This window comes from Streptomyces sp. NPDC059248 (assembly GCF_042753905.1).
In the GTDB taxonomy this organism is placed as follows: Bacteria; Actinomycetota; Actinomycetes; order Streptomycetales; family Streptomycetaceae; genus Streptomyces.
Genome location: NZ_JBHYZV010000029.1, coordinates 62,424 through 83,301 on the forward strand (window position 1 = coordinate 62,424; position 20,878 = coordinate 83,301).

The following is a 20,878-nucleotide window of genomic DNA, read 5'->3' on the forward strand; positions in this document are numbered from 1 at the left end:
CCCCGGAAAAGACCCCCGCCTCCGTACGGTTCGTGTACGGAGGCGGGGGTCTTCGGTCTTCCGGGGCGAACGGCCCCGGGCGGGCGGCTACGCCGACTTCTCGTGGCGGCCGTCGCCCTGGACGATCCGGGGCACCAGGGTGGGGTTCACATTGTTGCGGACGACATCGGCGGTGATCACGACCCGGGCGACGTCCTTGCGGGACGGCACCTCGTACATCACCGACTGGAGGACCTCCTCCATGATGGCGCGCAGTCCACGGGCGCCGGTGCCGCGCAGGATCGCCTGGTCGGCGATGGCCTCCAGGGCGGGGCGGTCGAAGTCCAGCTCGACGCCGTCGAGTTCGAAGAGCCGCTGATACTGCTTGACGAGCGCGTTGCGCGGCTCGACCAGGATCTTCAGCAGCGCCTCGCGGTCGAGGTTGTGGACCGAGGTGATGACCGGGAGCCGGCCGATGAACTCGGGGATCATCCCGAATTTCACCAGGTCCTCCGGCATGACCTCCTGGAACTGGTCGCTGGCCTCGATCTCCCGCTTGGAGCGGATGGTGGCGCCGAAACCGATGCCCTTGGCGCCCGCCCGGGACTCGATGATCTTCTCCAGACCGGCGAAGGCGCCGCCCACGATGAACAGGACGTTCGTGGTGTCGATCTGGATGAACTCCTGGTGCGGGTGCTTCCGGCCGCCCTGCGGCGGTACGGAGGCGGTGGTGCCCTCCAGGATCTTCAACAGCGCCTGCTGCACACCCTCGCCGCTGACGTCCCGGGTGATCGACGGGTTTTCGCTCTTACGGGCGACCTTGTCGATCTCGTCGATGTAGATGATCCCGGTCTCGGCCTTCTTGACGTCGTAGTCGGCGGCCTGAATGAGCTTCAGCAGGATGTTCTCGACGTCCTCGCCGACATACCCCGCCTCGGTCAGCGCCGTGGCGTCGGCGATGGCGAACGGGACGTTCAGCATCCGGGCGAGGGTCTGGGCGAGCAGGGTCTTCCCGGAGCCGGTGGGGCCGAGGAGCAGAATATTGGACTTGGCCAGCTCGATGGCGTCGTCCCGGCCGTTCGGGCCGCCGGTCTCACCGGCCTGGACCCGCTTGTAGTGGTTGTAGACCGCGACGGAGAGGGCCTTCTTCGCGGGCTCCTGCCCGACGACATAGCCTTCGAGGAACTCGTAGATCTCGCGTGGCTTGGGCAGTTCCTCCCAGCGCACCTCGGAGGTCTCGGCGAGCTCCTCCTCGATGATCTCGTTGCAGAGTTCGATGCACTCGTCGCAGATGTACACACCGGGGCCTGCGATGAGCTTCTTCACCTGCTTCTGGCTCTTTCCGCAGAACGAGCACTTGAGCAGATCGCCGCCGTCACCGATGCGTGCCACGAGGTGCTTCCCCTTCGCCTGGGAGCGGCCTGGTGCAGCCGCTCCTCGTGCCTCATATTCGACGGTACCGTGCCCGGGGCCCCGTTCGGGCCCCTCTTGGCGCGGTTCACATTCTCATGGACCGCGCCAAGACCGAGGGCACCGGGTCAGACGGCCGCGCCCGCCGTGGTCTTGCGGGTCGAGACGATCTGGTCGATCAGACCGTACGCCAGCGCGTCCTCGGCGGTGAGGATCTTGTCGCGCTCGATGTCGTCGCGGACCTTCTCCAGCGGGGTCGTGGAGTGCTTGGCCAGCATCTCCTCCAGCTGGCTGCGCATCCGCAGGATCTCGTTGGCGGCGATCTCCAGGTCGGAGAGCTGCTCCCGGCCGGTCTGCGAGGACGGCTGGTGGATCAGCACACGGGCGTGCGGCAGGGCCATGCGCTTGCCCGGCGTACCGGCGGCGAGCAGGATGGCCGCGGCGGAGGCGGCCTGGCCCATGCAGACCGTCTGGACGTCGGGCTTCACGAACTGCATGGTGTCGTAGATCGCGGTCAGCGCCGTGAAGGAGCCGCCGGGGCTGTTGATGTAGATCGAGATGTCCCGGTCGGGGTCCATCGACTCCAGGCACAGCAGCTGGGCCATGACGTCGTTGGCGGAGGCGTCGTCGATCTGCACCCCGAGGAAGATCACGCGCTCCTCGAAGAGCTTCGCGTACGGGTCGTACTCGCGCACGCCCTGGGAGGTGCGCTCGACGAAGCGCGGGACGACATAGCGGTTGTCCGGCTGCGGGCCGGTGTAGAGGCCGCTCGCGGAGAAGTTGCTCATGGGGGTGTTCTCGGCCTTCCGGTTCGAGTGGCCCGGTGGCGCCTTACGGGCGCCGCCACGGGCTCGGTGGCTTGGGCGTGGGGTACGCGGACGCTCAGGCGCCGGTGCCGCCGCCGCCCGGGACGTGCGACGCGGACGACATGATGTCGTCGATGAGGCCGTACTCCTTGGCCTCCTCCGCGGTGAACCAGCGGTCGCGGTCGCCGTCGCGGAGGATCGCCTCGATGGTCTGGCCGGAGTGCCGGGCGGTGATCTCCGCCATCCGCTGCTTGGTCCGGAGCAGGTACTCGGCCTGGATCTTGATGTCGGAGGCGGTGCCGCCGAGGCCGGCGGAGCCCTGGTGCATCAGGATGTCGGTGTTCGGCAGCGCGAAGCGCTTGCCGGGGGTGCCGCCGGTGAGCAGGAACTGGCCCATGGAGGCCGCCATGCCCATACCGATGGTCACCACGTCGTTCGGGATGTACTGCATGGTGTCGTAGACCGCCATGCCGGCCGTCACCGAGCCACCGGGGCTGTTGATGTAGAGGTAGATGTCCTTCTCCGGGTCGGCGGCCAGGAGCAGCATCTGTGCGGTGATCTTGTTGGCGATGTCGTCGTCGACCTGCTGGCCGAGGAAGATGATGCGCTCGCCGAGCAGTCGGTTGTAGACATGGTCGCCGAGGCCACCGAGGGACGGCTCACCTGCGGCTTGGGGCATCAGATTCGTCACGTGTCCACCTGCTCGTCTCTGACGGCTGCCCGCCGTCTCAGCGTCTCTTCAGCCGGGGCCGGGTACTCCCCTGACCCTCGTATTCATGGACCCTAACGCGCAGGTCGGACAACGCCATCCCGGTTCCCGAACTGTTCGCTCGGAGCGCAAGGTCACGGGCGGGGAATGCCGCGCGGGCGGGCCGGCGACGGGCGCAGGGCCCGGACGCGGGTGCGTCCGGGCCCTGCGGGCGTTCCTGCGGGCGGACCGGGCCGCCCGGAGGGGTTACGCCTCGGCCTTGTCGGCCTTCTCGTCCTTCTCGGCGTCGGCCTCGGCGGCGTCGCCTTCGACGGCGGCCTCGACGGTCTCGGCGGCGGCCTCCGTCTCGTCCTCGTCGTCCAGGTCGACGGGCTCACCGTTGGTGTCGACGACCTTGGCGGCCTCGACGACCACGGCCAGCGCCTTGCCGCGGGCGACCTCGCCGACGAGCATCGGCACCTGGCCGCCCTCGACGACGGCCTGGGCGAACTGGTCGGGGCTCATGCCGGAGGAGGCGGCACGGCGCATCAGGTGCTCGGTCAGCTCGTCCTGGCTGACGTTGAGCTTCTCCTTGCTCACCAGCGCGTCGAGGACGAACTGGGTCTTGATGCCCTTGATCGCCTGCTCGCGGGTCTCGTTGTCGAACTCCTCGGCGGTCTTGCCCTGGATCTCCAGGTACTTGTCGAGGTCGAGGCCCATCTGGCCGAGCTGGTGGTGCTCCAGGTTGTGCTTGCGGGTGTTGGCCTCGTCCTCGAGCAGCTTCTCGGGGATCGGCACCTCGACGAGCTTCAGCAGCTCGTCCAGCACCCGCTCCTGGGCCTGGGTGGCCTGGTCGTACGCCTTCATGTTCTGCAGGCGCTTACGGCTGTCGCCGCGCAGCTCCTCCAGGGTGTCGAACTCACTCGCCAGCTGGGCGAAGTCGTCGTCGAGGGCCGGCAGCTCACGGGCGGCGACCTGGGTGACCTTCACGGTGACCTCGGCGTCCTTGCCCGTGGCCGAGCCGCCCTTCAGCTGGGAGGTGAAGGTGGCCTCGCCACCCGCCTCCAGGCCGGTGACGGCGTCGTCGATGCCGTCCAGCAGCTCGCCCGAGCCGATGGTGTAGGAAACACCGTCGGCCACGCCGTCGGCGAGCACCTCGCCGTCGACCTTGGCGGTCAGGTCCACGGTGACGACGTCGCCGTCGGCGGCGGCGCGCTCGACCGGGGTGGTGGTGACGAAGCGCTCACGGAGCTGCTCGACCGACTTGTCGATGTCCTCGTCGGTGACCTCGACCGCGTCGACCTCGATCTCGATGCCGGAGTAGTCCGGGATCTCGAGCTCGGGGCGGACGTCGACCTCGGCGGTGAAGTTCAGCGTCTCGCCGTCCTTCAGCTCCGTGATGTCGACCTCGGGCTGGCCGAGCACGTTCAGCTCGGCCTCGCGGACCGCCTCGGAGTAGAACTTCGGAAGCGCGTCGTTGACCGCCTCCTCCAGAACCGCACCCCGGCCGAACCGCTGGTCGATCACCCGGGCCGGGATCTTGCCCTTGCGGAAGCCCTTGACCGTGACCTGCTGGTTGATCTTCTTGTACGCCGCGTCGAGGCTGTCCTTGAGCTCCTCGAAGGGCACCTCGACAGTGAGCCGAACCCGGGTCGGGTTCAGGGTCTCCACGGCGCTCTTCACGGTTCGGTCTCCTTGATGGCTGAATACTGGGGTCATACAGCGTCCCCGCACCTCGGCGCGGCTCGGGTCGCCGACCCGGGCGGTCACGCCGCGGCCGGTTTCGGCACTCGCCCGTGTTCGGACACGCGGGCACGCAGTTTGCATAGTAGCTGTATGCAGGATGCGCCCCACAACGCGATCTTGCGGGGCGCCGGAGACAGTGGTCGGGGTGGCCGGATTCGAACCGACGACCTTCCGCTCCCAAAGCGGACGCGCTACCAAGCTGCGCCACACCCCGTCGGTGCGACACGTAGGGTACATGTTCGCAGGCAGGGTGGCCGCTGGTTATCGCGTGCACGGGGAGGGCGCACGGGCGCACGGGGGTGATCCGGCGGACCGCCGCGGCCCTCGCCCGACGACCGGCGGACGCCGGGGGGCGATACGGGTGTGCGGGGGGCGCCCGGGACCCGCTACGATGCTCCTCGTGCCGCGGACCTGCGGCACCGGCACCGTTCAGGTGCTCGCGGGCGTAGCTCAATGGTAGAGCCCCAGTCTTCCAAACTGGCTACGCGGGTTCGATTCCCGTCGCCCGCTCGGACAGAGGCCCGTGGCCGGTTTGCGAACCGGCCGCGGGCCTCTCCATTTTTCCGGCGGCGTCGGCGGGCCCCGGTACGCGCGGCGTTCCCGGCGCGCCCCGGAACGCTCTCGCGCCGGGGCGCCCCGGCGCGCTCCCGGTGCGCCGGGCGGGACGGGCGCCGGGTGACGGGGATCAGAAGGAGATACCGCTGATGCCGTCGGCCAGGGAGTCGAGGAATCTGCGGATGTCCGGGGCCATGCCGGACGAGGCGAGGAAGAAGCCGAAGAGGACGGCCGCGACGGCCGGGCCCGCTTTGAGCGATCCCGAGCGCATCAGCAGGACGAGGACGATGCCCATCAGGAGCACCAGGGACAGGGAAATGGCCACGGCGATCACACTCTCGGTCGATCCGTCTCGCGGACGCGGCGGGCGGGCCCGCCGCCGTCTGCCCGGGATCGTGCCACCGGGAACGCGATGTATGCCGCGTCACGGATGATTCGTCCCTGAGCGGAATCCATCGGTCCGCCCGGCCCGTGCCACGAGAAGCCGGCCGCCCATCCGCGTCCGGTGCGCGCGAAGGCGTCGTGGCCGTGGCGTCGAGGTGAGGGCGCGGCTGAGGACGTGCCGGGGTGGGGACGGGGTCAACAGGGCGGCGGCGCGGGGGAGTCCGGGGGCGCTACGACCGCACTTAGTTGCGAACATCAATCTTTTGGTAAACTAATTACTGACGGTTCCTTGACGCCCTTTTGACTCGTCCCCAGTCGGCTGCCCCGTCCCCGTCATCCGGTGGCCGACTCAACCGTGAAGGATTGAGCCATCGGACACGCAGACACCCTCATCGCCATGGGCGGCGCCTTCCTCGCCGCCGCCTTCCTCGCACGGCTCGGCGGCCGGATAGGACTGCCAACGATCCCCCTGTTCATCCTGGCCGGGATCCTGCTCGGACCGCATACCCCCGGCTTCGTGCTGGTCTCCGACCCGCACGACCTGGAGATGCTCTCCGCCCTCGGCCTGGTGCTCCTCCTCTTCTACCTCGGTCTCGAATTCCATCTCGACGACCTCAAGCGCGGCGGCCGGCGGATGGCGATGGCGGGAGGGGTCTATCTCCTCCTGAACGTCGGCGCCGGGCTCGCCTTCGGGTTCGCCCTGGGCTGGGGCACGTCGGAGGCGCTGGTACTCGCCGGTGTCCTCGGTATCTCCTCGTCCGCGATCGTGACGAAGGTGCTGGTCGACCTCGGCCGGATCGGCAACGAGGAGACCAAACCCATCCTCGGCATCATCGTGGTCGAGGACATCTTCCTGGCGCTCTACCTCGCCGCGCTCCAGCCGATACTCTCCGGCGCCGACAGCCTCTCGGCCGCCGTCATGGACGCCGGCAAGGCGTTCGGCTTCCTGCTGCTGCTGGCGCTCGCCGCCCGTTTCGGTACCCGGGTCGTGGGACGGCTCATCAACACCAAGGACGACGAGCTGCTCGTCATCTCCTTCCTCGGTGCCGCCGTCTTCCTCGCCGGGGTCTCGGAGTGGTTCGGGGTCGCGGACGCCATCGGCGCCTTCATGGTCGGTCTGATGCTCGGCAGCACCACGTCCGGCGACCGGATCCGCAGGCTGGTCCATCCGCTGCGGGACGCCTTCGGCGCGATCTTCTTCTTCGCCTTCGGCCTCTCCATCGACCCGGGCGATCTGCCGGTCGTGCTCTGGCCGGTGCTCGCCGCGGTCGCGGTGACGCTGGCGATGAACGTCCTGGCCGGGATAGCCGCCGCCCGGATGTACGAGTTCGGTCCGCTGCCGGCCGCGAACATCTCCACGACCCTGCTGGCGCGCGGTGAGTTCGCGCTGATCCTCGCCACCATGGCGGCGGGCGCCGGGCTCGACGACCGGCTCTCCCCCTTCATCGCCGGATACGTCCTGATCCTCGCGGTCCTCGGCCCGCTGGCGGCCGGCCGCTCCGGCCTCATCGCGAAGATCATGCCGTCCCGCCAACCCGCGGCAGTGGGTTAGGAGGAAAGGCCCTCACCACGGCCAAGAGCGTTACGGAGCGCGGCGGTTGCCCTCGGGCGGCCGCCGCGCTCCGTCGCGTACGGCCGCGCCTCCCGCACTTCCGCGCGCCCGCGCCATCCGGGTGAGCGGCGGGGTTGGGGGATTCGGGGCATGGACATCTCTCCCCCGTCGCCGGAAAGGTCCGGCACTCCTCCATGAACCGGGAGATCTCCCATGCGCCGTTTCGCCCTGCTCGCCGCCGCCGCGCTGACCGCGGGTCTCGCCCTCGCACCGTCCGCGATCGCCGCGGCCCCCGCCGCCCCGGTCGCCCGGGCGGCCGCGGCTCCCTCGCACTTCTCGGGATCCAACTGTCCGTCGAACAGCCTCTGTCTGTACCGCGATTACAACTACACGGGGGGTGGTATCGCGATCCAGGCCGGTGACTACATCGGCAACCTCGGGGACTACGGCTTCAACGATCAGATGTCGTCGTGGTCCAACGACTCCGGTACCACCTGCTATTGGTGGGTGCACGCCTACCAGGGCGGCGACCGGCATGTGCAGTACAACGGCTACCGCGTGAACGTCCTCGCGAGCGAGAACGACCAGGCGTCGTCGGTCCGGTGCTGAGCTGAACCGCGGCGCGTCGGGCCCAGTCGCGTCGGGGCGCGTCGGGTCGGGTCGTCGTCGTGGAGCGGGACACCGGGCGTGGTGGAGGAGGTGGCGAGGAGCCGCCGGTGCGGGGGCCGGGCCGGAAACGGTCCGGCCCCCTTCGTCGTGTCCCGGCCCGGCGAGGCCGTCACTCCGAGCGGGTCAGCCGGCTCAGGGTCCAGCCCTCGCCGTCCGGGTCCAGCTCCCGCGTCGCCTGTTTGAAGAGGTACTCGGCGCGCTCGTAGCTCAGCCGCGCCGGGGCGGGTCCCGCCCGGCGCACGGTACGGAACAGGGGGCCTTCGGTACGCTCCCCGATCAGCTCGGGGAGCAGCCGGGCCGTCCCCGCGCGCCAGGTGATCCAGCGCCGCCCCGACCGGGCCCGGCGGTCGTCGGCTTCGACGGCCTCCACATCGAGCGCGAGAACGGCGGTGACCGGCGCCCCCGACTCGTACAGCAGCCGCCACAGGGTCCGTTCGCGCGGCGCGAGGTCGGTACGGGCCCACAGCGCTTCGAGCCCGGCGGCGGGGATCGGCCGGATCGGGGCGGAGGTTCCGGTACGCCGGGGCGGCCCGGCGGCGACCTCCGCGTCCAGCGGCACCCAGGCGGCGAAGGAGCGGTACGCGGAGCGGTGCCGGTTCCAGGTGGCGGGCGCGGCCGTGGACCAGGCGGTGTCGAAGACCCGGGCGACGGTCCCGGGGGTGAGCGACTCCAGGGGGAGCCGGTCGCCGAGGGCGCGCCGCAGCCGGGTGAGTGTCCGGCCGTACGAGCGGAGGGTCGCGGGGTCGAGTCCGTCCCGGGCCAGGAAGGCGTCGGCGGCGGGCCCGAGCAGGGGGCCCTCGTCGGCGGCGGGCCCGGGGGGCGCGCTGTGGACGGCCGCGAGGGCGGCGGCGTCGGCGCGGCGGCGCAGGAAGGCCCGCTCGGCGGTGTTGGCGGTGAGGGCGGCGGCCCGTTCGAAGTCGATCCCGGCCTCGGCGTACCGGCCGAGGCGGGCGAGCAGATCGCCCCGTACCCCCGGCAGCAGGTGGTAGTCGCGCAGCGCCGGATCGGTGGCGAGGCCGTCGACGAGGGCGAGCGCGGCGGCCGGTCCCCGGGCGTGGCCGACGGCGACGGCCCGGTTGAGCCGGACGACCGGGGTGGGCAGCAGCCGGACCAGGGAGTCGTACAGCCCGGCGATGCCCGCCCAGTCGGTTTCGGCGGCGCTGGGGGACTGGGCGTGGGTGACGGCGATCGCGGCCTGGAGGACGTACGGGCCCGGGGGCGTCCCCTTCGCCCGGCCGGCGTCCCGGGCGCGCAGCATGGCGGCGAAGCCCCGGCGGATCAGCAGCGGGTCCCAGCGGCCCCGGTTCTGCTCGTGGAGCCGTACGGGCTCGCCGGACGCTCCGGTCCTGGCGGCGGCGCGGGACTCCTGGATCTCCATCAGGGCGACGAGTCCGTGGACTTCGGGCTCGGTGGGGGCGAGCCGGGCCAGCAGCCGTCCGAGACGGAGCGCTTCGAGGGTGAGTCCGGGGCGCAGGAGGTCGTCGCCGCCGGTGGCCGCGTACCCCTCGTTGAAGATCAGGTAGACCACTTCGAGTACGGCGGAGAGCCGCCCGGCCAGCTCGTCGGCCGGCGGCAGCTCGAAAGGGACGCCCGCGTCGGCGATGGCGCGTTTGGCGTCGGCGATCCGGCGGGCGGTCACGGTCTCGGTGACGAGGAAGGCGCGGGCGATCTCGGTGGTGGTCAGTCCGCCGACGAGGCGCAGGGTGAGGGCGACCCTGGCGGGGGTGGAGAGGACGGGGTGGCAGGAGAGGAACATCAGCCGCAGGACGTCGTCCTGATCGTCGTCGAAGGCGTCGCCGGGGGCGTCTTCGGAGGCGCCGGGGCCGTCTCCGGGGACGTCGTGCGCGGCCGGCTCAGGCGCGGTCTCCTCACGCCACTGTTCCCGGACCCCGTGGGCGAGTTCGCCCTGCTTCTCCTCCAGGGTCCGGGCACGGCGGATGGTGTCGATCGCCCGGCGGCGGGCGACGGCCGTGAGCCAGGCGCCCGGGTTCTCCGGGACGCCCGAAACGGGCCATTTCTCCAGGGCGGATACCAGGGCTTCCTGGGCCGACTCCTCGGCGATTCCGACGTCGTGGACGAGCCGGGTGAGCCCGGCGACGATCCGCGCGGACTCCTGTTTCCAGACGGCGCCGACCACGGCGTGGACATCCGTCACCGGTTCACCCGCCGCTCCCCGTCGTCCCGGTCTCCGCCCCTGGTCCCGGTCAGCCGCCGAAGACCTGCTGGATCACGCTCTCGCCGTCGCCGACGATCCGGCGGAAGCGGCGGGCCAGCTCGACGGCCTCCTCCTGGCTGCGGACCTCCACCAGGGCGAAGCCAGCGACGGCCTCCTTGGCCTCGGTGAAGGGGCCGTCGGTGACCGTGATCTCGTCGCCGGACAGGGAGACGCGCACACCTTCCGGCGCCAGTCCGCCGGTGGCCAGCAGAACGCCGGACGCGGTCAGCTCCTCGACGAAGGCGGCCATCTCGGTGAAGAGGCGCTCGTCGGCGGCGGGGGTGGTCTCCGTGACCCGGGTCGTCATCAGGTATCGCATCGCGCTCTCGCTCTCTCTCGGTGCGTCGGGCCCGGCGTGGGATCCGCCGTGCTCTCACCACCACGTCGAACAGCATAGGTGACAGGGAATGGTAGCCATTCCCTGTCGTATCGCCGGATCGACGTGGTGGTGAGAGCAGGAGCACCACAGCGGAAGGAACCCCTCCCATGGCCACCGACACCCTCAACTCCCCCGTCTCCCGGGTTGCTTCGTCCGCGTCCCGTGGCCGTGCCGCCGCCGGGGGCCGGACCCGGGCCCTTCTCGTGGCCGGAGCCGTCGCCGGTCCGCTGTGGGCGGCCGTATCGGTCGGCCAGGCCGTCACCCGGGAGGGCTTCGAGCTCACCGTGCATCCGATGAGCATGCTGGCCAACGGGTCGCTCGGCTGGCTCCAGATCACCAACTTCGTGGTCGCCGGGGTGCTGGCGCTCGCCGGGGCCGCCGGGGTGCGGCGGGTCCCGTACGGTGCGACCGGCGGGGTCTGGTTCCCCCGGCTGCTGACCGTGTACGGCCTCGGGATGATCGCGGCCGGGGTCTTCGTGATGGACCCGTCGCACGGCTTCGCCGGGGCACCGGAGGGGGCGCCGGATTCCATGTCGGCGCCGGCCGTCGCCCATCTGGTCGCCGGTATGGTCACCTTCGGCGCCCTGATCGCCGCGAACTACGTGCTGGGGCGGCGGTTCTCCCGGGCCCGCCGGCGCGGGGCGGCCGTCGCCTCCCGGATCGCCGGTACGGCGCTGCTGTTCGGCAACGTCTGGGGGATGAGCGGCGGTCCGGCGGGATCCCTGGTCCTGGCGACGGGCTCGATCACGGCGATGGTCTGGATCGCCGCCGTCACGGCCCGGCTCGCCCGCCGGTCCGTCTGAAAGCCGGGGTCTCCCGCGGGAAGTCGGCCGGATCGACGGGATCCGGCCGGAAGGCCCGGGTCAGGAGCCTCGGCAGAGCAGCAGCAGGGCGCGGTCGTCGTTGACGTCCTTGGCCACCGCCTCGATGAGATGCCAGGCGGCGCCCTCGAACCCGGCGTGGACATAGCGGTCGGCCTCGCCGGTGAGCCGGTCCATCCCCTCACCGAGGTCGCGGCCCGGGGCCTCCACCAGGCCGTCGGTGAAGAGCATCAGGACGTCACCGGGGCGCAGTGACCCCTTCACGGGGTCGAACTGCGCCCCGTCGTACACCCCGAGGAGCGGCCCTTCGGCGGCCTTCTCCTCCCAGACCCCGCTGCCCGCGTTGAGCTGGAGCGCCGGGAGATGGCCCGCCGAGTACAACTCGAAGTCACCGGAGTCCAGATCGAGGACGAGGTGGACGGAGGTCGCGAAGCCCTCGTCCCAGTCCTGGCGGAGCAGATAGCCGTTGGCGGCGGTCAGGAAGCCGTGCGGGGGCAGCGACCCGAGGAGGCCGCCGAAGGCCCCGGAGAGCAGCAGCGCCCGGGACGCCGCGTCCATGCCCTTGCCCGAGACATCGGTGAGCACGATCTCCAGGGTCCGGCCGCCGTGGGTACGGGCCGCGACGACGAAGTCCCCCGAGAAGGACTGTCCGCCGGCCGGGCGCAGCGCCATCTCCCGGTGCCAGCCCTTGGGCAGCCGGGGCAGGGCGCTCTGGACCCGGATCCGTTCGCGCAGGTCGAAGAGCATGGTGCCGCCGCGCCGCCAGGGCACCCCGACCCGGGCCCTGAACTGGGCGATGAGCAGCCCGAAGAAGCCGCAGGCCGCCACCACGAGCACGATGCCGGGGGTGACCCGGGCCGGTCCGTCGCCGTACGGGCCGAGGGCGAAGCTCTCCACGATCAGTCCGCCCGCGCAGGCCGCGTAGAGGCCCAGCAGGCTGGCGGGGCGCAGCACCAGCGCGCCCGCGACGATCGGCAGAACGAGGGCGGCGGGTGAGATCCACTCGGAGTTGAGGGTCGTGCCCCAGGTCAGCAGGGGGACGGTGACCAGCAGCCCGGCGAGGGCGAGGGTGTCGGAGCCGTCGCCGCGGAAGTAGTCGACGGCGGATTTGCGCAGCGAGACACGGACCCGGTGCACCGCTTTGCGCATCCGGGCCCGCATCGAATCTGCCGCGTATCTCTGGGCCATTGTCGTGTGACCTTATCGATCCATACGGTGTTCGTGCAGGGGGACCCCTCAGACAATGTGTTCGAAATCGGATCGCACTGTCGATATATCGCCCGATCATCATGGCATATGACAGGACACAGTCCCGGGGCCTCCGAGACTCCTGGGACAACGGAAAAGTCACTGGTTGTCCCGGGGCTCCTGAGGTACAGATGGCCGTATGACCAGAACTGAGCTTCAAGTGCTGTCCCCCAAGGATGTGGACGCGTGGTACGACGTCCTGCAGAGCGCCTTCGGAGGCGCCGGCAAGGGGCCGGAGCACCGGGAGCTGGTCCGGGCCGTCATCGATCCCGGCCGGGCGATCGCCGCCCGGGACGGCGACCTCGTCGTGGGGACCGCCGGCTCCTTCCACTTCGAAGTGACCGTGCCCGGCGGCCGGCTCGCGCCGTTCGCGGGCGTGACGATGGTGAGCGTCGCCGCGACCCACCGGCGGCAGGGGATCCTCACCGCGATGATGCGGCGTCAGCTGGACGATCTGCGGGAGCGGGGCGAACCGCTCGCCATGCTGACGGCGTCCGAGCAGGCGATCTACGGACGGTTCGGATACGGGGCCGCGAGCCGGCTGCTGCGGGTGGAGATCGACACTCCGCGGGTCCGGCTCGGTCCGCTGCCCGACGGCACCGACGCGATCCGGCTCCGGACGGCGCCGGTCGGGGACGACGCCGTGGTCGCGGCGTGCGAGGCCGTGTACGCGCGGGCCGTGCCCACCAGGCCCGGCATGATCGCCCGGCTGCCCCACTGGGCGGACCTCCAGGTACTCGACCGTGATCCGTCCGCGCCGCTGCTGTGCGTACTGGCCGAGCGGGACGGCGAGGTCACGGGTTACGCCCGCTACCGGAACCGGCAGGAGTGGGACGCGTCGGGACCGGCCGGGACGGTCGAGGTCCAGGACGTGCACGCCGACGACCCGGCGTCACGGGCGGCGCTCTGGCGCTATCTCTTCGGGATGGATCTGACGTCGAAGCTGGTCAAGTACAGCCTGCCGGTGGACGATCCGCTGCTCCAGCTGGTCTCGGACCAGCGGCGGTGCGGGTTGCGCCAGTGGGACGGCCTCCATGTCCGGCTGGTCGAGGTCGGCGCGGCGCTGACGGCCCGGGGTTACCGGGCGCCGGTCGATGTGGTCCTCGACGTCGACGACGCGTTCTGCGGCTGGAACACCGGCCGTTGGCGGCTGTCGGCCGACGCCGGCGGCGCGGTCTGCGAGCGGACGGCCGACCCGGCCGATCTCGCGCTGTCGGTGGGGTCCCTGGGCGCCCTCTACCTGGGCGGGGTGACGCCGGTGAGCCTGGCGGCGGCAGGGCTGCTCCGGGAGCTGCGGCCGGGGGCGGTCGCGGCGGTCTCCACCGCGTTCGGCTCCGACCCCGCGCCCTGGAATCCGCACGACTTCTGATCCGCCGTCCGAACGGCCCGTGCCCGGGGTGCCCCGGGCACGGGGTGCCTCAGGCGGGCTGGCAGGTGGGGCACCAGAAGAGGTTGCGGGCGGCCAGGTCCGCCGTACGGACCGGGGTCGTACAGATATGGCAGGGGAGGTTCGCCCGGCGGTAGACGTAGACCTCGCCGCCGTGGTCGTCGACGCGCGGCGGGCGGCCCATCGCCTCGGGGGTGTGCTCGGGCCTGACGGTGTCGATGCGGTTGTGGCGGACGCCCTCCCGCATCAGGGCGACCAGATCGGCCCAGATCGCGTCCCACTCGGCCCGGCGCAGCTCACGGCCTGTGCGATAGGGGTCGATACCGTGCCGGAACAGCACCTCGGCGCGGTAGACGTTGCCGACCCCGGCGACGACCTTCTGGTCCAGCAGCAGGGCGGCGATCGTGGTCCGGGAGCGGCTGATCCGGGCGAACGCGAGATCCGGGTCCCCGGACAGCGGATCGCCGGGCGGGCGCAGCGGATCGGGGCCCAGCCGGTCGTGTATCGCGCCCTTCTCCCCGTCGGTGATCAGGGCGCAGGTCGTCGGGCCGCGGAGATCCATGTACGCGTCCCGGTTCGCCAGCCTCAGCCGGACGGTGTCGAGCGGCGGTGCGGGCGGCGGCGTACCGAAGTCGACGCGGCCGAAGAGGCCGAGGTGGACATGGATCCAGCCCTGGGCGCCGAAGCCGAGGAACAGATGCTTGCCGTGGGCCTCGGTGGAGGTCATCGGCCGGCCGTCGAGCAGGGCGGCGGCGCCGGAGAATCTGCCCTGCGGGCTGCTCACCCGGACCGGCCGGGCGGCGAACCGCTCCCGGTGGTCGGCGGCGAGCCGGTGGATCGTATGCCCTTCGGGCACGTACTGCTCCTGGAGGGGTGGGGCGGCGGCAGTAGTGCGGGCGGCCGTGGGCACGGCCCCCCCCCGGGTGTCACGGCTGCGGGTGTCCCTCGGGGACGGGGGGCAGCTCGCCCGTGGTCTCGTAGCGGCTCAGCATGTCGATGCGCCGGGTGTGGCGCTCCTCGTCCGAGTACGGGGTGGCGAGGAAGATCTCGACGAACTTCACCGCCTCCTCCTGCGTGTGCATCCGGGCGCCGACGGCGACGACGTTGGCGTTGTTGTGCTGGCGGCCGAGGGCGGCGGTCTGCTCGCTCCACGCCAGCGCCGCACGGACGCCCTTCACCTTGTTCGCGGCGATCTGCTCGCCGTTGCCGGAGCCGCCGATGACGATGCCGAGGCTGTCGGCGTCGGCGGCGACGCGCTCGGCGGCGCGCAGGCAGAAGGGCGGGTAGTCGTCGAGGGCGTCGTAGATGTGGGGGCCGCAGTCGACGGCCTCGTGGCCCTGGGCAGTGAGCCACTCGACGAGGTGGTTCTTGAGTTCGTATCCGGCATGGTCGGAACCGAGGTACACGCGCATGGTCCGAGTGTGGCACGGGCCGGGCCGCGGGACCGTGGCAGGGGCCACTCCTGTGGACAACTCCGCCGACTCCGCCGACTCCACCTGGGCCGCCGACACCGCAGGGGCTGTACGGCCGCCGGAACGCGCGGGAGGCTCCGCCGGGTCGCGTGACCGTACGACCCGGGGAGCCTCCGGCCCCGACGCGGACCCGGTGCTCAGCCCTTGCGGCCGACGAGCTTCCAGGCGGCGGGCAGTGCGCCCATCGCCAGGGCGGCCTTCACCGCGTCGCCGATCAGGAAGGGGGTGAGCCCGGCGGCGACCGCCTGGGAGAACGTCATCCCCGTGGCGAGCGCGAGATAGGGGACGCCGACGGCGTAGATGATCGCGGACCCGAGGGCCATCGCGCCCGCGGTGCGCCACACCGAGCGGTCGGTGCCGCGGCGGGCCAGCGCGCCGACGACCCCGGCGGCCAGCAGCATGCCGAGGATGTAGCCGAAGGACGGCATCCCCCAGCCGGACTCGCCCTCGGCGAACCAGGGCATGCCCGCGACGCCCGCGATCGCGTAGAGCGCGAGGGAGAGCAGACCGCGGCGGGCGCCGAGGGCGGTGCCGACGAGGAGCGCGGCGAAGGTCTGGCCGGAGACGGGGACCGGCGAGCCCGGGACGGGGACGGCGATCTGGGCGGCGAGCCCGGTGAGTACGGCACCGCCCGCGACGAGCGCGATATCGCGGGTACGGGAGGCGGGCAGCAGGTCCGCGAGGACCGCGCCGGGACGGTAGGTGACGGTGGCAGTACTCATCGGGTCTCCGCGGAAGGTGGGAAGGGGCACGGCCCGTCCGGCGCCGCTGGGGCCGGAACGTTGTCGACAAGGGAACAGGCCGACCGTAGCCCAGGGTCCACGGCCCGATCACCATCAGTGGCCGACAAAGGCGGACCCGAGCGATTCATGGGGATCTCACAAAGCCTCGTTCACACCTCGGCCGGGACGTGACGCTGATCACGTGCAAAGCGGGGCAGGCGCGCATCGAGGCGACAGGGGGTGCTCTGTAGGGTCTCTCCAAAGGTCCCCAGGTCGACATACCCATGATCGATTTATTACCCGCGGGTAGGCCGTGGATACGATGTGTGAGCCTCGTGACCGTATAGCGGACAACCGTTCCCTCTGGGCGGTCGCGCCGCTCAGACTGTGGCCCTTTCCCGCCGACGGTCCCGCTCCCCCGCTCCCGGTCGTGCCGTCGGCCGAAACCGCTACCGAAGAGGGCCTCCCCATGTCCCGTACCTCAGCCTCCGCCGAGCACACGGAACCCGCCGGGCCGCCCGGCGGCCGGGACGGCGGTGAGCGCCGCCCCGGCGATGTCGCCCTCTCCCAGGGCCTCAAGCAGCGCCATCTGTCGATGATCGCCCTCGGCGGCGTCATCGGCGCCGGGCTCTTCGTCGGCTCCGGCGCGGGCATCGCCGCGGCCGGACCCTCCATCGTCGTCGCGTACACCCTCTCCGGGCTGCTCGTGATGCTGGTGATGCGGATGCTGGGCGAACTGTCGGCGGCCAACCCGGCGTCCGGCTCGTTCTCCGTCCACGCCGAGCGCGCGATCGGGCCCTGGGCCGGGTTCACCTCCGGCTGGGCGTTCTGGTTCCTGCTCTGCGTCGCCGTCGGCCTGGAGGGCATCGGCGCCGCGAAGATCATGACGGGCTGGCTGCCGGGCACTCCGGAATGGGCGTGGGTCGCCCTCTTCATGGTGGTGTTCTGCGGGACGAACCTCGCATCTGTGAAGAACTTTGGTGAATTCGAGTTCTGGTTCGCCGCCTTGAAGGTGGGCGCGATCGCCCTCTTCCTGGTGATCGGCGGGCTCGCCATCGCCGGTGTCCTGCCCGACACCGACGCCCCGGGCACGGCCAACCTCTTCGGCACCGGCGGCTTCCTGCCGAACGGCGCCGACGGGCTGATCGTCGGACTCCTCGCCTCCGTCTTCGCCTACGGCGGCCTGGAGACCGTCTCCATCGCCGCCGCCGAGTCCGAGCACCCCGTCCAGGGCGTGGCCAAGGCGGTCCGTACCGCGATGTGGCGGATCGCCGTCTTCTACATCGGCTCGATGGCCGTCATCGTCACCCTCGTGCCGTGGAACGACCCCGACGTGGTGAGCAAGGGCCCCTACGTCGCCACCCTCGACCATCTCGGCATCCCCGCCGCCGACCAGGTCATGAACGTCGTCGTCCTGATCGCCCTGCTCTCCGCGATGAACGCCAATATCTACGGCGCGTCCCGGATGGCCTGCTCCCTCGTCGCCCGCGGCCAGGGCCCCGCGTTCCTGGGGAGGACGTTCGGCAAGGTGCCCCGGATCGCCGTCGTGGCGTCCTCCGTCTTCGGCTTCGGCTGCGTCCTGCTCAGCTACTGGCGGCCCGACGACGTCTTCATGTGGCTGCTGAAGATGATCGGCGCGATCATCCTCGTCGTCTGGATCTTCATCGCCGTCTCCCAGCTGGTACTGCGCCGCCGCACCGAGCGCGAGGCGCCGGAACGGCTCGTCGTACGGATGTGGGCGTACCCCTATCTGACCTGGCTGGCGCTGGCCGCGATGGCCGCCGTCTTCGTGCTGATGGCCCGTGAGCCGGCGACCAGGACCCAGCTCTACTACACGGGCGGTCTGGTGGCGGCGCTGGCCGCGGTCGGCTACGCACGGCAGCGGTTCGCGCGCACCGAGCGAAAGGTACGCGCGAACGATTGACGCTCCGGGCCCGCGGTTCCAAGCTCGGATCCCATCGACGGGTCGACGAGTCGACGGACGGTCGGGCCGGCCGGGGGGCCGGGCCGGGGGCGGCGGGCCGGCGCCCGCACACGCGGAGGCGATGCATGAGAGTCCTGGCTGCCGGTGACCACTTCGTCCGCAACTCCCTGATCGCCGAGGCCCTCAGACGCGATCTGCCGGACGCGCCGCTCGATCTCACCGAACTGACCCTGCCCTGGCCGCTGGAGCCCTTCGGTCCGGTCGGCGAGGTCGAGGAGGCCAGCGACGGCGAGGACGCGCTCATCGCGGCGCTGGACGGGGTCGAGGTCTGCGTCACCCAGATGGCGCCCTTCACCGAACGGGTCCTCGACGCGGCCCCGGCGCTGCGGATGATCGCGGTCTGCCGCAGCTGGCCCGTGAACGTCAATGTCGCGGCGGCCCGGGCCCGGGGCATACGGGTGGTCTGCGCGCCGGGCCGCAACGCGGCGGCCACCGCGGAGTTCACCCTCGGACTGATGCTGTCGGCGCTGCGGCGCATCCCCGAGGCACACAACTCGCTCACCGCGAAGGGCCACTGGGACGGCTCCTACTACACCTATGAACACAGCGGTACGGAGCTGGAGGACGCGACCGTCGGCGTCGTCGGCTACGGCGCGGTGGGCAGCCGGGTCGCCCGGGTGCTGGGGGCGTTCGGCTCCCAGGTGGACGTCTACGACCCGTATGTACGCGGCGACGTCCACGGCATACGGGCCGCGTCCCTGGAGGCGATGCTGGTCCGCTGCCGGATCGTGACCCTGCACGCCCGGCTCACCCGGGAGACCCGGGGCATGATCGGGGCGCACGAGCTGTCCCTGATGCCGCGCGGCTCGGTCCTCGTGAACACGGCGCGCGGGGCCCTCGTGGACACCGAGGCGCTCTGCGACGCGCTCGACAGCGGACAGCTCTCGGCGGCGGCGCTCGACGTCTACGACGAGGAGCCGCCGCGCCCCGGGAGCCGGCTGTTCTCCACCCCGAGCCTGGTCCTGACACCGCATGTGGGAGGCGCGAGCCGGGAGGTGGCGCGGAAGGCGGCGGCATTCATCGCGGCCGAGGTCCGGCGGTACGCCTTGCGCTCGCATTAGGGGGCACACCCCCGGCGCCGCGCCGTCCCCGGGCCCGTTGCGCCCGGCAACCCGGAGGTAGCGGCGCGCCGTAGGCATGACCGTTCGATGGCGTCCGCACGCCCGTCGTGGCTTGTCGCGCAGTTCCCCGCGCCCCCAAACCTCCGGCCCGAGGCCGCCCCGAAGCCCCCGCGCCCCAAAACCTCCGGATGGCCCCTCTCGCCCCCGAATACTCCGGGCGGGGCGGAAGTCCTAGGACCAAGGCATGATCCGGCTGGGGCCTTTCCTGCTGCTAACGTGCAGATGCATAAGATGTGCAATAAGCAGCACCCGGAGGGACCACCGGACATGACCGTCTACACACTTCCCGAACTGCCCTACGACTACGCCGAGCTCGCCCCGGTCATCAGCCCGGAGATCATCGAGCTGCACCACGACAAGCACCACGCCGCGTACGTCAAGGGCGCCAACGACACGCTGGAGCAGCTCGCCGAGGCGCGGGACAAGGACGCCTGGGGTGCCATCAACGGGCTGGAGAAGAACCTCGCGTTCCATCTCTCCGGGCACATCCTGCACAGCATCTACTGGCACAACATGACCGGTGACGGCGGCGGTGAGCCGCTGGACAAGGACGGTGTCGGCGAGCTGGCCGACGCCGTCGCCGAGTCCTTCGGCTCGTTCGCCAAGTTCAAGGCGCAGCTGACGAAGGCGTCCGCGACCACGCAGGGCTCCGGCTGGGGTGTGCTCGCCTATGAGCCGGTCAGCGGTCGGCTGATCGTGGAGCAGATCTACGACCACCAGGGCAACGTCGGTCAGGGCTCGGTGCCGATCCTGGTGTTCGACGCCTGGGAGCACGCCTTCTACCTCCAGTACAAGAACCAGAAGGTCGACTTCATCGAGGCGATGTGGCAGGTCGTCAACTGGCAGGACGTGGCCAAGCGCTACGCCGAGGCGAAGGGGCGCACCCCGCTCATCGCCCCCTGACCGGGATAGTCGTCCTGCTCGTGATCGTCTTCTCAACCTTCACGCGCGGGCGGTAAGAGGGAAGGGCCCCCGCGAGGACGTGACTCGCGGGGGCCCTTTCACGCGCGGCGCGCGGGCCGCGGGACCGTCAGAGGTTGGAGAAATCGGGCTCCGCCGTACGGGTGCGCTTGATCTCGTAGAAGCCGGGGGTGGAGGCCACCAGCAGGGTGCCGTCCCAGAGCCGGGCCGCCGCCTCGCCCCGCGGCGCGGGGGTGACCACCGGTCCGAAGAAGGCGATCTGCTCGCCGTCGGCGCCGGGGACCGCGATCACCGGCGTGCCCACGTCCTGGCCGACCTTGTCGATGCCCTCCTGGTGGGAGGCGCGGACATCGGCGTCGTACGTGTCCTTGTCGGCGTACTCCAGCAGCTCGGCGGGGAGTCCGGCGTCCTTGAGGGCGTCGGCGACGGCGCCCCGCGTGGCGCCCCGGCCGTCGTTGTGGAAACGGGTGCCGAGCGCCGTGTACAGCGGTCCTACGACCTCGTCGCCGTGGAGCGCGCGGGCCGCGGCGACCACCCGGACCGGGGCCCAGGCGTCCTTCAGCCCCTCGCGGTACTCCTCCGGCAGTTCGTCCAGCTTGTCCTCGTTGAGTACGGCGAGGCTCATCACATGCCAGCGGACCTCGATATCCCGGACCTTCTCCACCTCCAGGATCCAGCGGGAGGTCATCCACGCCCAGGGGCAGAGGGGGTCGAACCAGAAATCGGCGGGCGTTCTGCCGTTGTCGGACATCATCTCTCCTCGCAAGGGACCGGCGCTCTCGCGCGGCACAGCCGTCAGCCGCGACAACAAGGTAGGTG

The 20,878-nt window shown here is 71.2% G+C and carries 19 protein-coding genes and 2 tRNA genes; 8 read left to right on the top strand and 13 right to left on the bottom strand.

Annotated elements, in window-relative coordinates:
* Nucleotides 1–87: 87 nt before the first annotated feature.
* From clpX to ACFXG1_RS15085, 5 genes are all read right to left on the bottom strand, one after another.
* Entirely contained in the window at nt 88–1,371 is a 1,284-nt protein-coding gene (gene clpX, locus ACFXG1_RS15065) for an ATP-dependent Clp protease ATP-binding subunit ClpX (RefSeq protein ID WP_384718888.1), read from the bottom strand.
* Between the two features lie 146 nt (nt 1,372–1,517).
* Nucleotides 1,518–2,177 carry an ATP-dependent Clp protease proteolytic subunit gene (locus tag ACFXG1_RS15070; RefSeq protein WP_384718890.1) on the bottom strand — a complete coding sequence of 220 codons (660 nt, stop codon included), beginning with the start codon at nt 2,175–2,177 and terminating at the stop codon, nt 1,518–1,520.
* Nucleotides 2,178–2,271: 94 nt separating this feature from the next.
* Entirely contained in the window at nt 2,272–2,874 is a 603-nt protein-coding gene (locus tag ACFXG1_RS15075) for an ATP-dependent Clp protease proteolytic subunit (RefSeq protein WP_384718893.1), read from the bottom strand.
* A 276-nt stretch (nt 2,875–3,150) separates the two neighbouring features.
* Nucleotides 3,151–4,566 carry a trigger factor gene (gene tig / locus ACFXG1_RS15080; protein ID WP_384718891.1) on the bottom strand — a complete coding sequence of 472 codons (1,416 nt, stop codon included), beginning with the start codon at nt 4,564–4,566 and terminating at the stop codon, nt 3,151–3,153.
* A gap of 200 nt (nt 4,567–4,766) precedes the next feature.
* Nucleotides 4,767–4,843: transfer RNA gene (locus tag ACFXG1_RS15085), tRNA-Pro, on the bottom strand.
* 225 nt (nt 4,844–5,068) lie between these two features.
* Between ACFXG1_RS15085 and ACFXG1_RS15090 the strand changes: the two genes are divergently transcribed.
* A tRNA-Gly gene (locus ACFXG1_RS15090) sits at nt 5,069–5,139 on the top strand.
* A 175-nt stretch (nt 5,140–5,314) separates the two neighbouring features.
* Here ACFXG1_RS15090 and ACFXG1_RS15095 read toward each other — a convergent pair.
* On the bottom strand, nt 5,315–5,509 hold the full coding sequence (locus ACFXG1_RS15095; RefSeq protein WP_384717424.1) for a hypothetical protein: 195 nt from the start codon (nt 5,507–5,509) through the stop codon (nt 5,315–5,317).
* A 456-nt stretch (nt 5,510–5,965) separates the two neighbouring features.
* Here ACFXG1_RS15095 and ACFXG1_RS15100 point away from each other — a divergent pair, with 456 nt between their 5' ends.
* Both ACFXG1_RS15100 and ACFXG1_RS15105 read left to right on the top strand, forming a co-directional pair.
* Nucleotides 5,966–7,120, top strand: a complete 1,155-nt coding sequence (locus tag ACFXG1_RS15100) for a cation:proton antiporter (protein WP_384717422.1) — start codon at nt 5,966–5,968, stop codon at nt 7,118–7,120.
* 213 nt (nt 7,121–7,333) lie between these two features.
* Nucleotides 7,334–7,729, top strand: a complete 396-nt coding sequence (locus ACFXG1_RS15105; RefSeq protein ID WP_384717419.1) for a peptidase inhibitor family I36 protein — start codon at nt 7,334–7,336, stop codon at nt 7,727–7,729.
* 169 nt (nt 7,730–7,898) lie between these two features.
* On the opposite strand, the gene ACFXG1_RS15110 is transcribed toward ACFXG1_RS15105, so the two are convergent.
* Both ACFXG1_RS15110 and ACFXG1_RS15115 read right to left on the bottom strand, forming a co-directional pair.
* The gene (locus ACFXG1_RS15110) at nt 7,899–9,944 is read right to left on the bottom strand and encodes a DUF6596 domain-containing protein (protein ID WP_384742732.1); all 2,046 of its coding nucleotides are present in this window, start codon (nt 9,942–9,944) and stop codon (nt 7,899–7,901) included.
* 49 nt (nt 9,945–9,993) lie between these two features.
* Nucleotides 9,994–10,311: a YciI family protein gene (locus tag ACFXG1_RS15115; RefSeq protein ID WP_384742734.1), complete on the bottom strand. Its 318-nt coding sequence runs from the start codon at nt 10,309–10,311 to the stop codon at nt 9,994–9,996.
* A 179-nt stretch (nt 10,312–10,490) separates the two neighbouring features.
* On the opposite strand from ACFXG1_RS15115, the gene ACFXG1_RS15120 reads away from it, so the two are divergent.
* Nucleotides 10,491–11,186: a DUF998 domain-containing protein gene (locus ACFXG1_RS15120; protein WP_384717410.1), complete on the top strand. Its 696-nt coding sequence runs from the start codon at nt 10,491–10,493 to the stop codon at nt 11,184–11,186.
* A 60-nt stretch (nt 11,187–11,246) separates the two neighbouring features.
* Here the strand turns inward: ACFXG1_RS15120 and ACFXG1_RS15125 are convergent, their stop codons facing one another.
* On the bottom strand, nt 11,247–12,392 hold the full coding sequence (locus ACFXG1_RS15125) for a PP2C family protein-serine/threonine phosphatase (RefSeq protein WP_384742737.1): 1,146 nt from the start codon (nt 12,390–12,392) through the stop codon (nt 11,247–11,249).
* A 199-nt stretch (nt 12,393–12,591) separates the two neighbouring features.
* Between ACFXG1_RS15125 and ACFXG1_RS15130 the strand changes: the two genes are divergently transcribed.
* Nucleotides 12,592–13,821: a GNAT family N-acetyltransferase gene (locus ACFXG1_RS15130; RefSeq protein ID WP_384722636.1), complete on the top strand. Its 1,230-nt coding sequence runs from the start codon at nt 12,592–12,594 to the stop codon at nt 13,819–13,821.
* A gap of 49 nt (nt 13,822–13,870) precedes the next feature.
* Here the strand turns inward: ACFXG1_RS15130 and ACFXG1_RS15135 are convergent, their stop codons facing one another.
* From ACFXG1_RS15135 to ACFXG1_RS15145, 3 genes are all read right to left on the bottom strand, one after another.
* Complete coding sequence (locus ACFXG1_RS15135) at nt 13,871–14,695, bottom strand: Fpg/Nei family DNA glycosylase (RefSeq protein ID WP_384712278.1); 825 nt, start codon at nt 14,693–14,695, stop codon at nt 13,871–13,873.
* 70 nt (nt 14,696–14,765) lie between these two features.
* Nucleotides 14,766–15,251: a ribose-5-phosphate isomerase gene (locus ACFXG1_RS15140; RefSeq protein ID WP_384712257.1), complete on the bottom strand. Its 486-nt coding sequence runs from the start codon at nt 15,249–15,251 to the stop codon at nt 14,766–14,768.
* A 197-nt stretch (nt 15,252–15,448) separates the two neighbouring features.
* Entirely contained in the window at nt 15,449–16,033 is a 585-nt protein-coding gene (locus ACFXG1_RS15145; protein WP_384712260.1) for a biotin transporter BioY, read from the bottom strand.
* A 469-nt stretch (nt 16,034–16,502) separates the two neighbouring features.
* On the opposite strand from ACFXG1_RS15145, the gene ACFXG1_RS15150 reads away from it, so the two are divergent.
* From ACFXG1_RS15150 to ACFXG1_RS15160, 3 genes are all read left to right on the top strand, one after another.
* A complete protein-coding gene (locus ACFXG1_RS15150; protein ID WP_384742742.1) occupies nt 16,503–17,957 on the top strand; it encodes an amino acid permease in 1,455 nt (484 codons plus the stop codon).
* 125 nt (nt 17,958–18,082) lie between these two features.
* Nucleotides 18,083–19,078, top strand: a complete 996-nt coding sequence (locus tag ACFXG1_RS15155; protein ID WP_384712266.1) for a 2-hydroxyacid dehydrogenase — start codon at nt 18,083–18,085, stop codon at nt 19,076–19,078.
* Nucleotides 19,079–19,405: 327 nt separating this feature from the next.
* Nucleotides 19,406–20,041: a superoxide dismutase gene (locus ACFXG1_RS15160; protein WP_384712269.1), complete on the top strand. Its 636-nt coding sequence runs from the start codon at nt 19,406–19,408 to the stop codon at nt 20,039–20,041.
* Nucleotides 20,042–20,168: 127 nt separating this feature from the next.
* Here the strand turns inward: ACFXG1_RS15160 and ACFXG1_RS15165 are convergent, their stop codons facing one another.
* Nucleotides 20,169–20,810, bottom strand: a complete 642-nt coding sequence (locus ACFXG1_RS15165; protein WP_384712281.1) for a DsbA family protein — start codon at nt 20,808–20,810, stop codon at nt 20,169–20,171.
* Nucleotides 20,811–20,878: the final 68 nt, after the last annotated feature.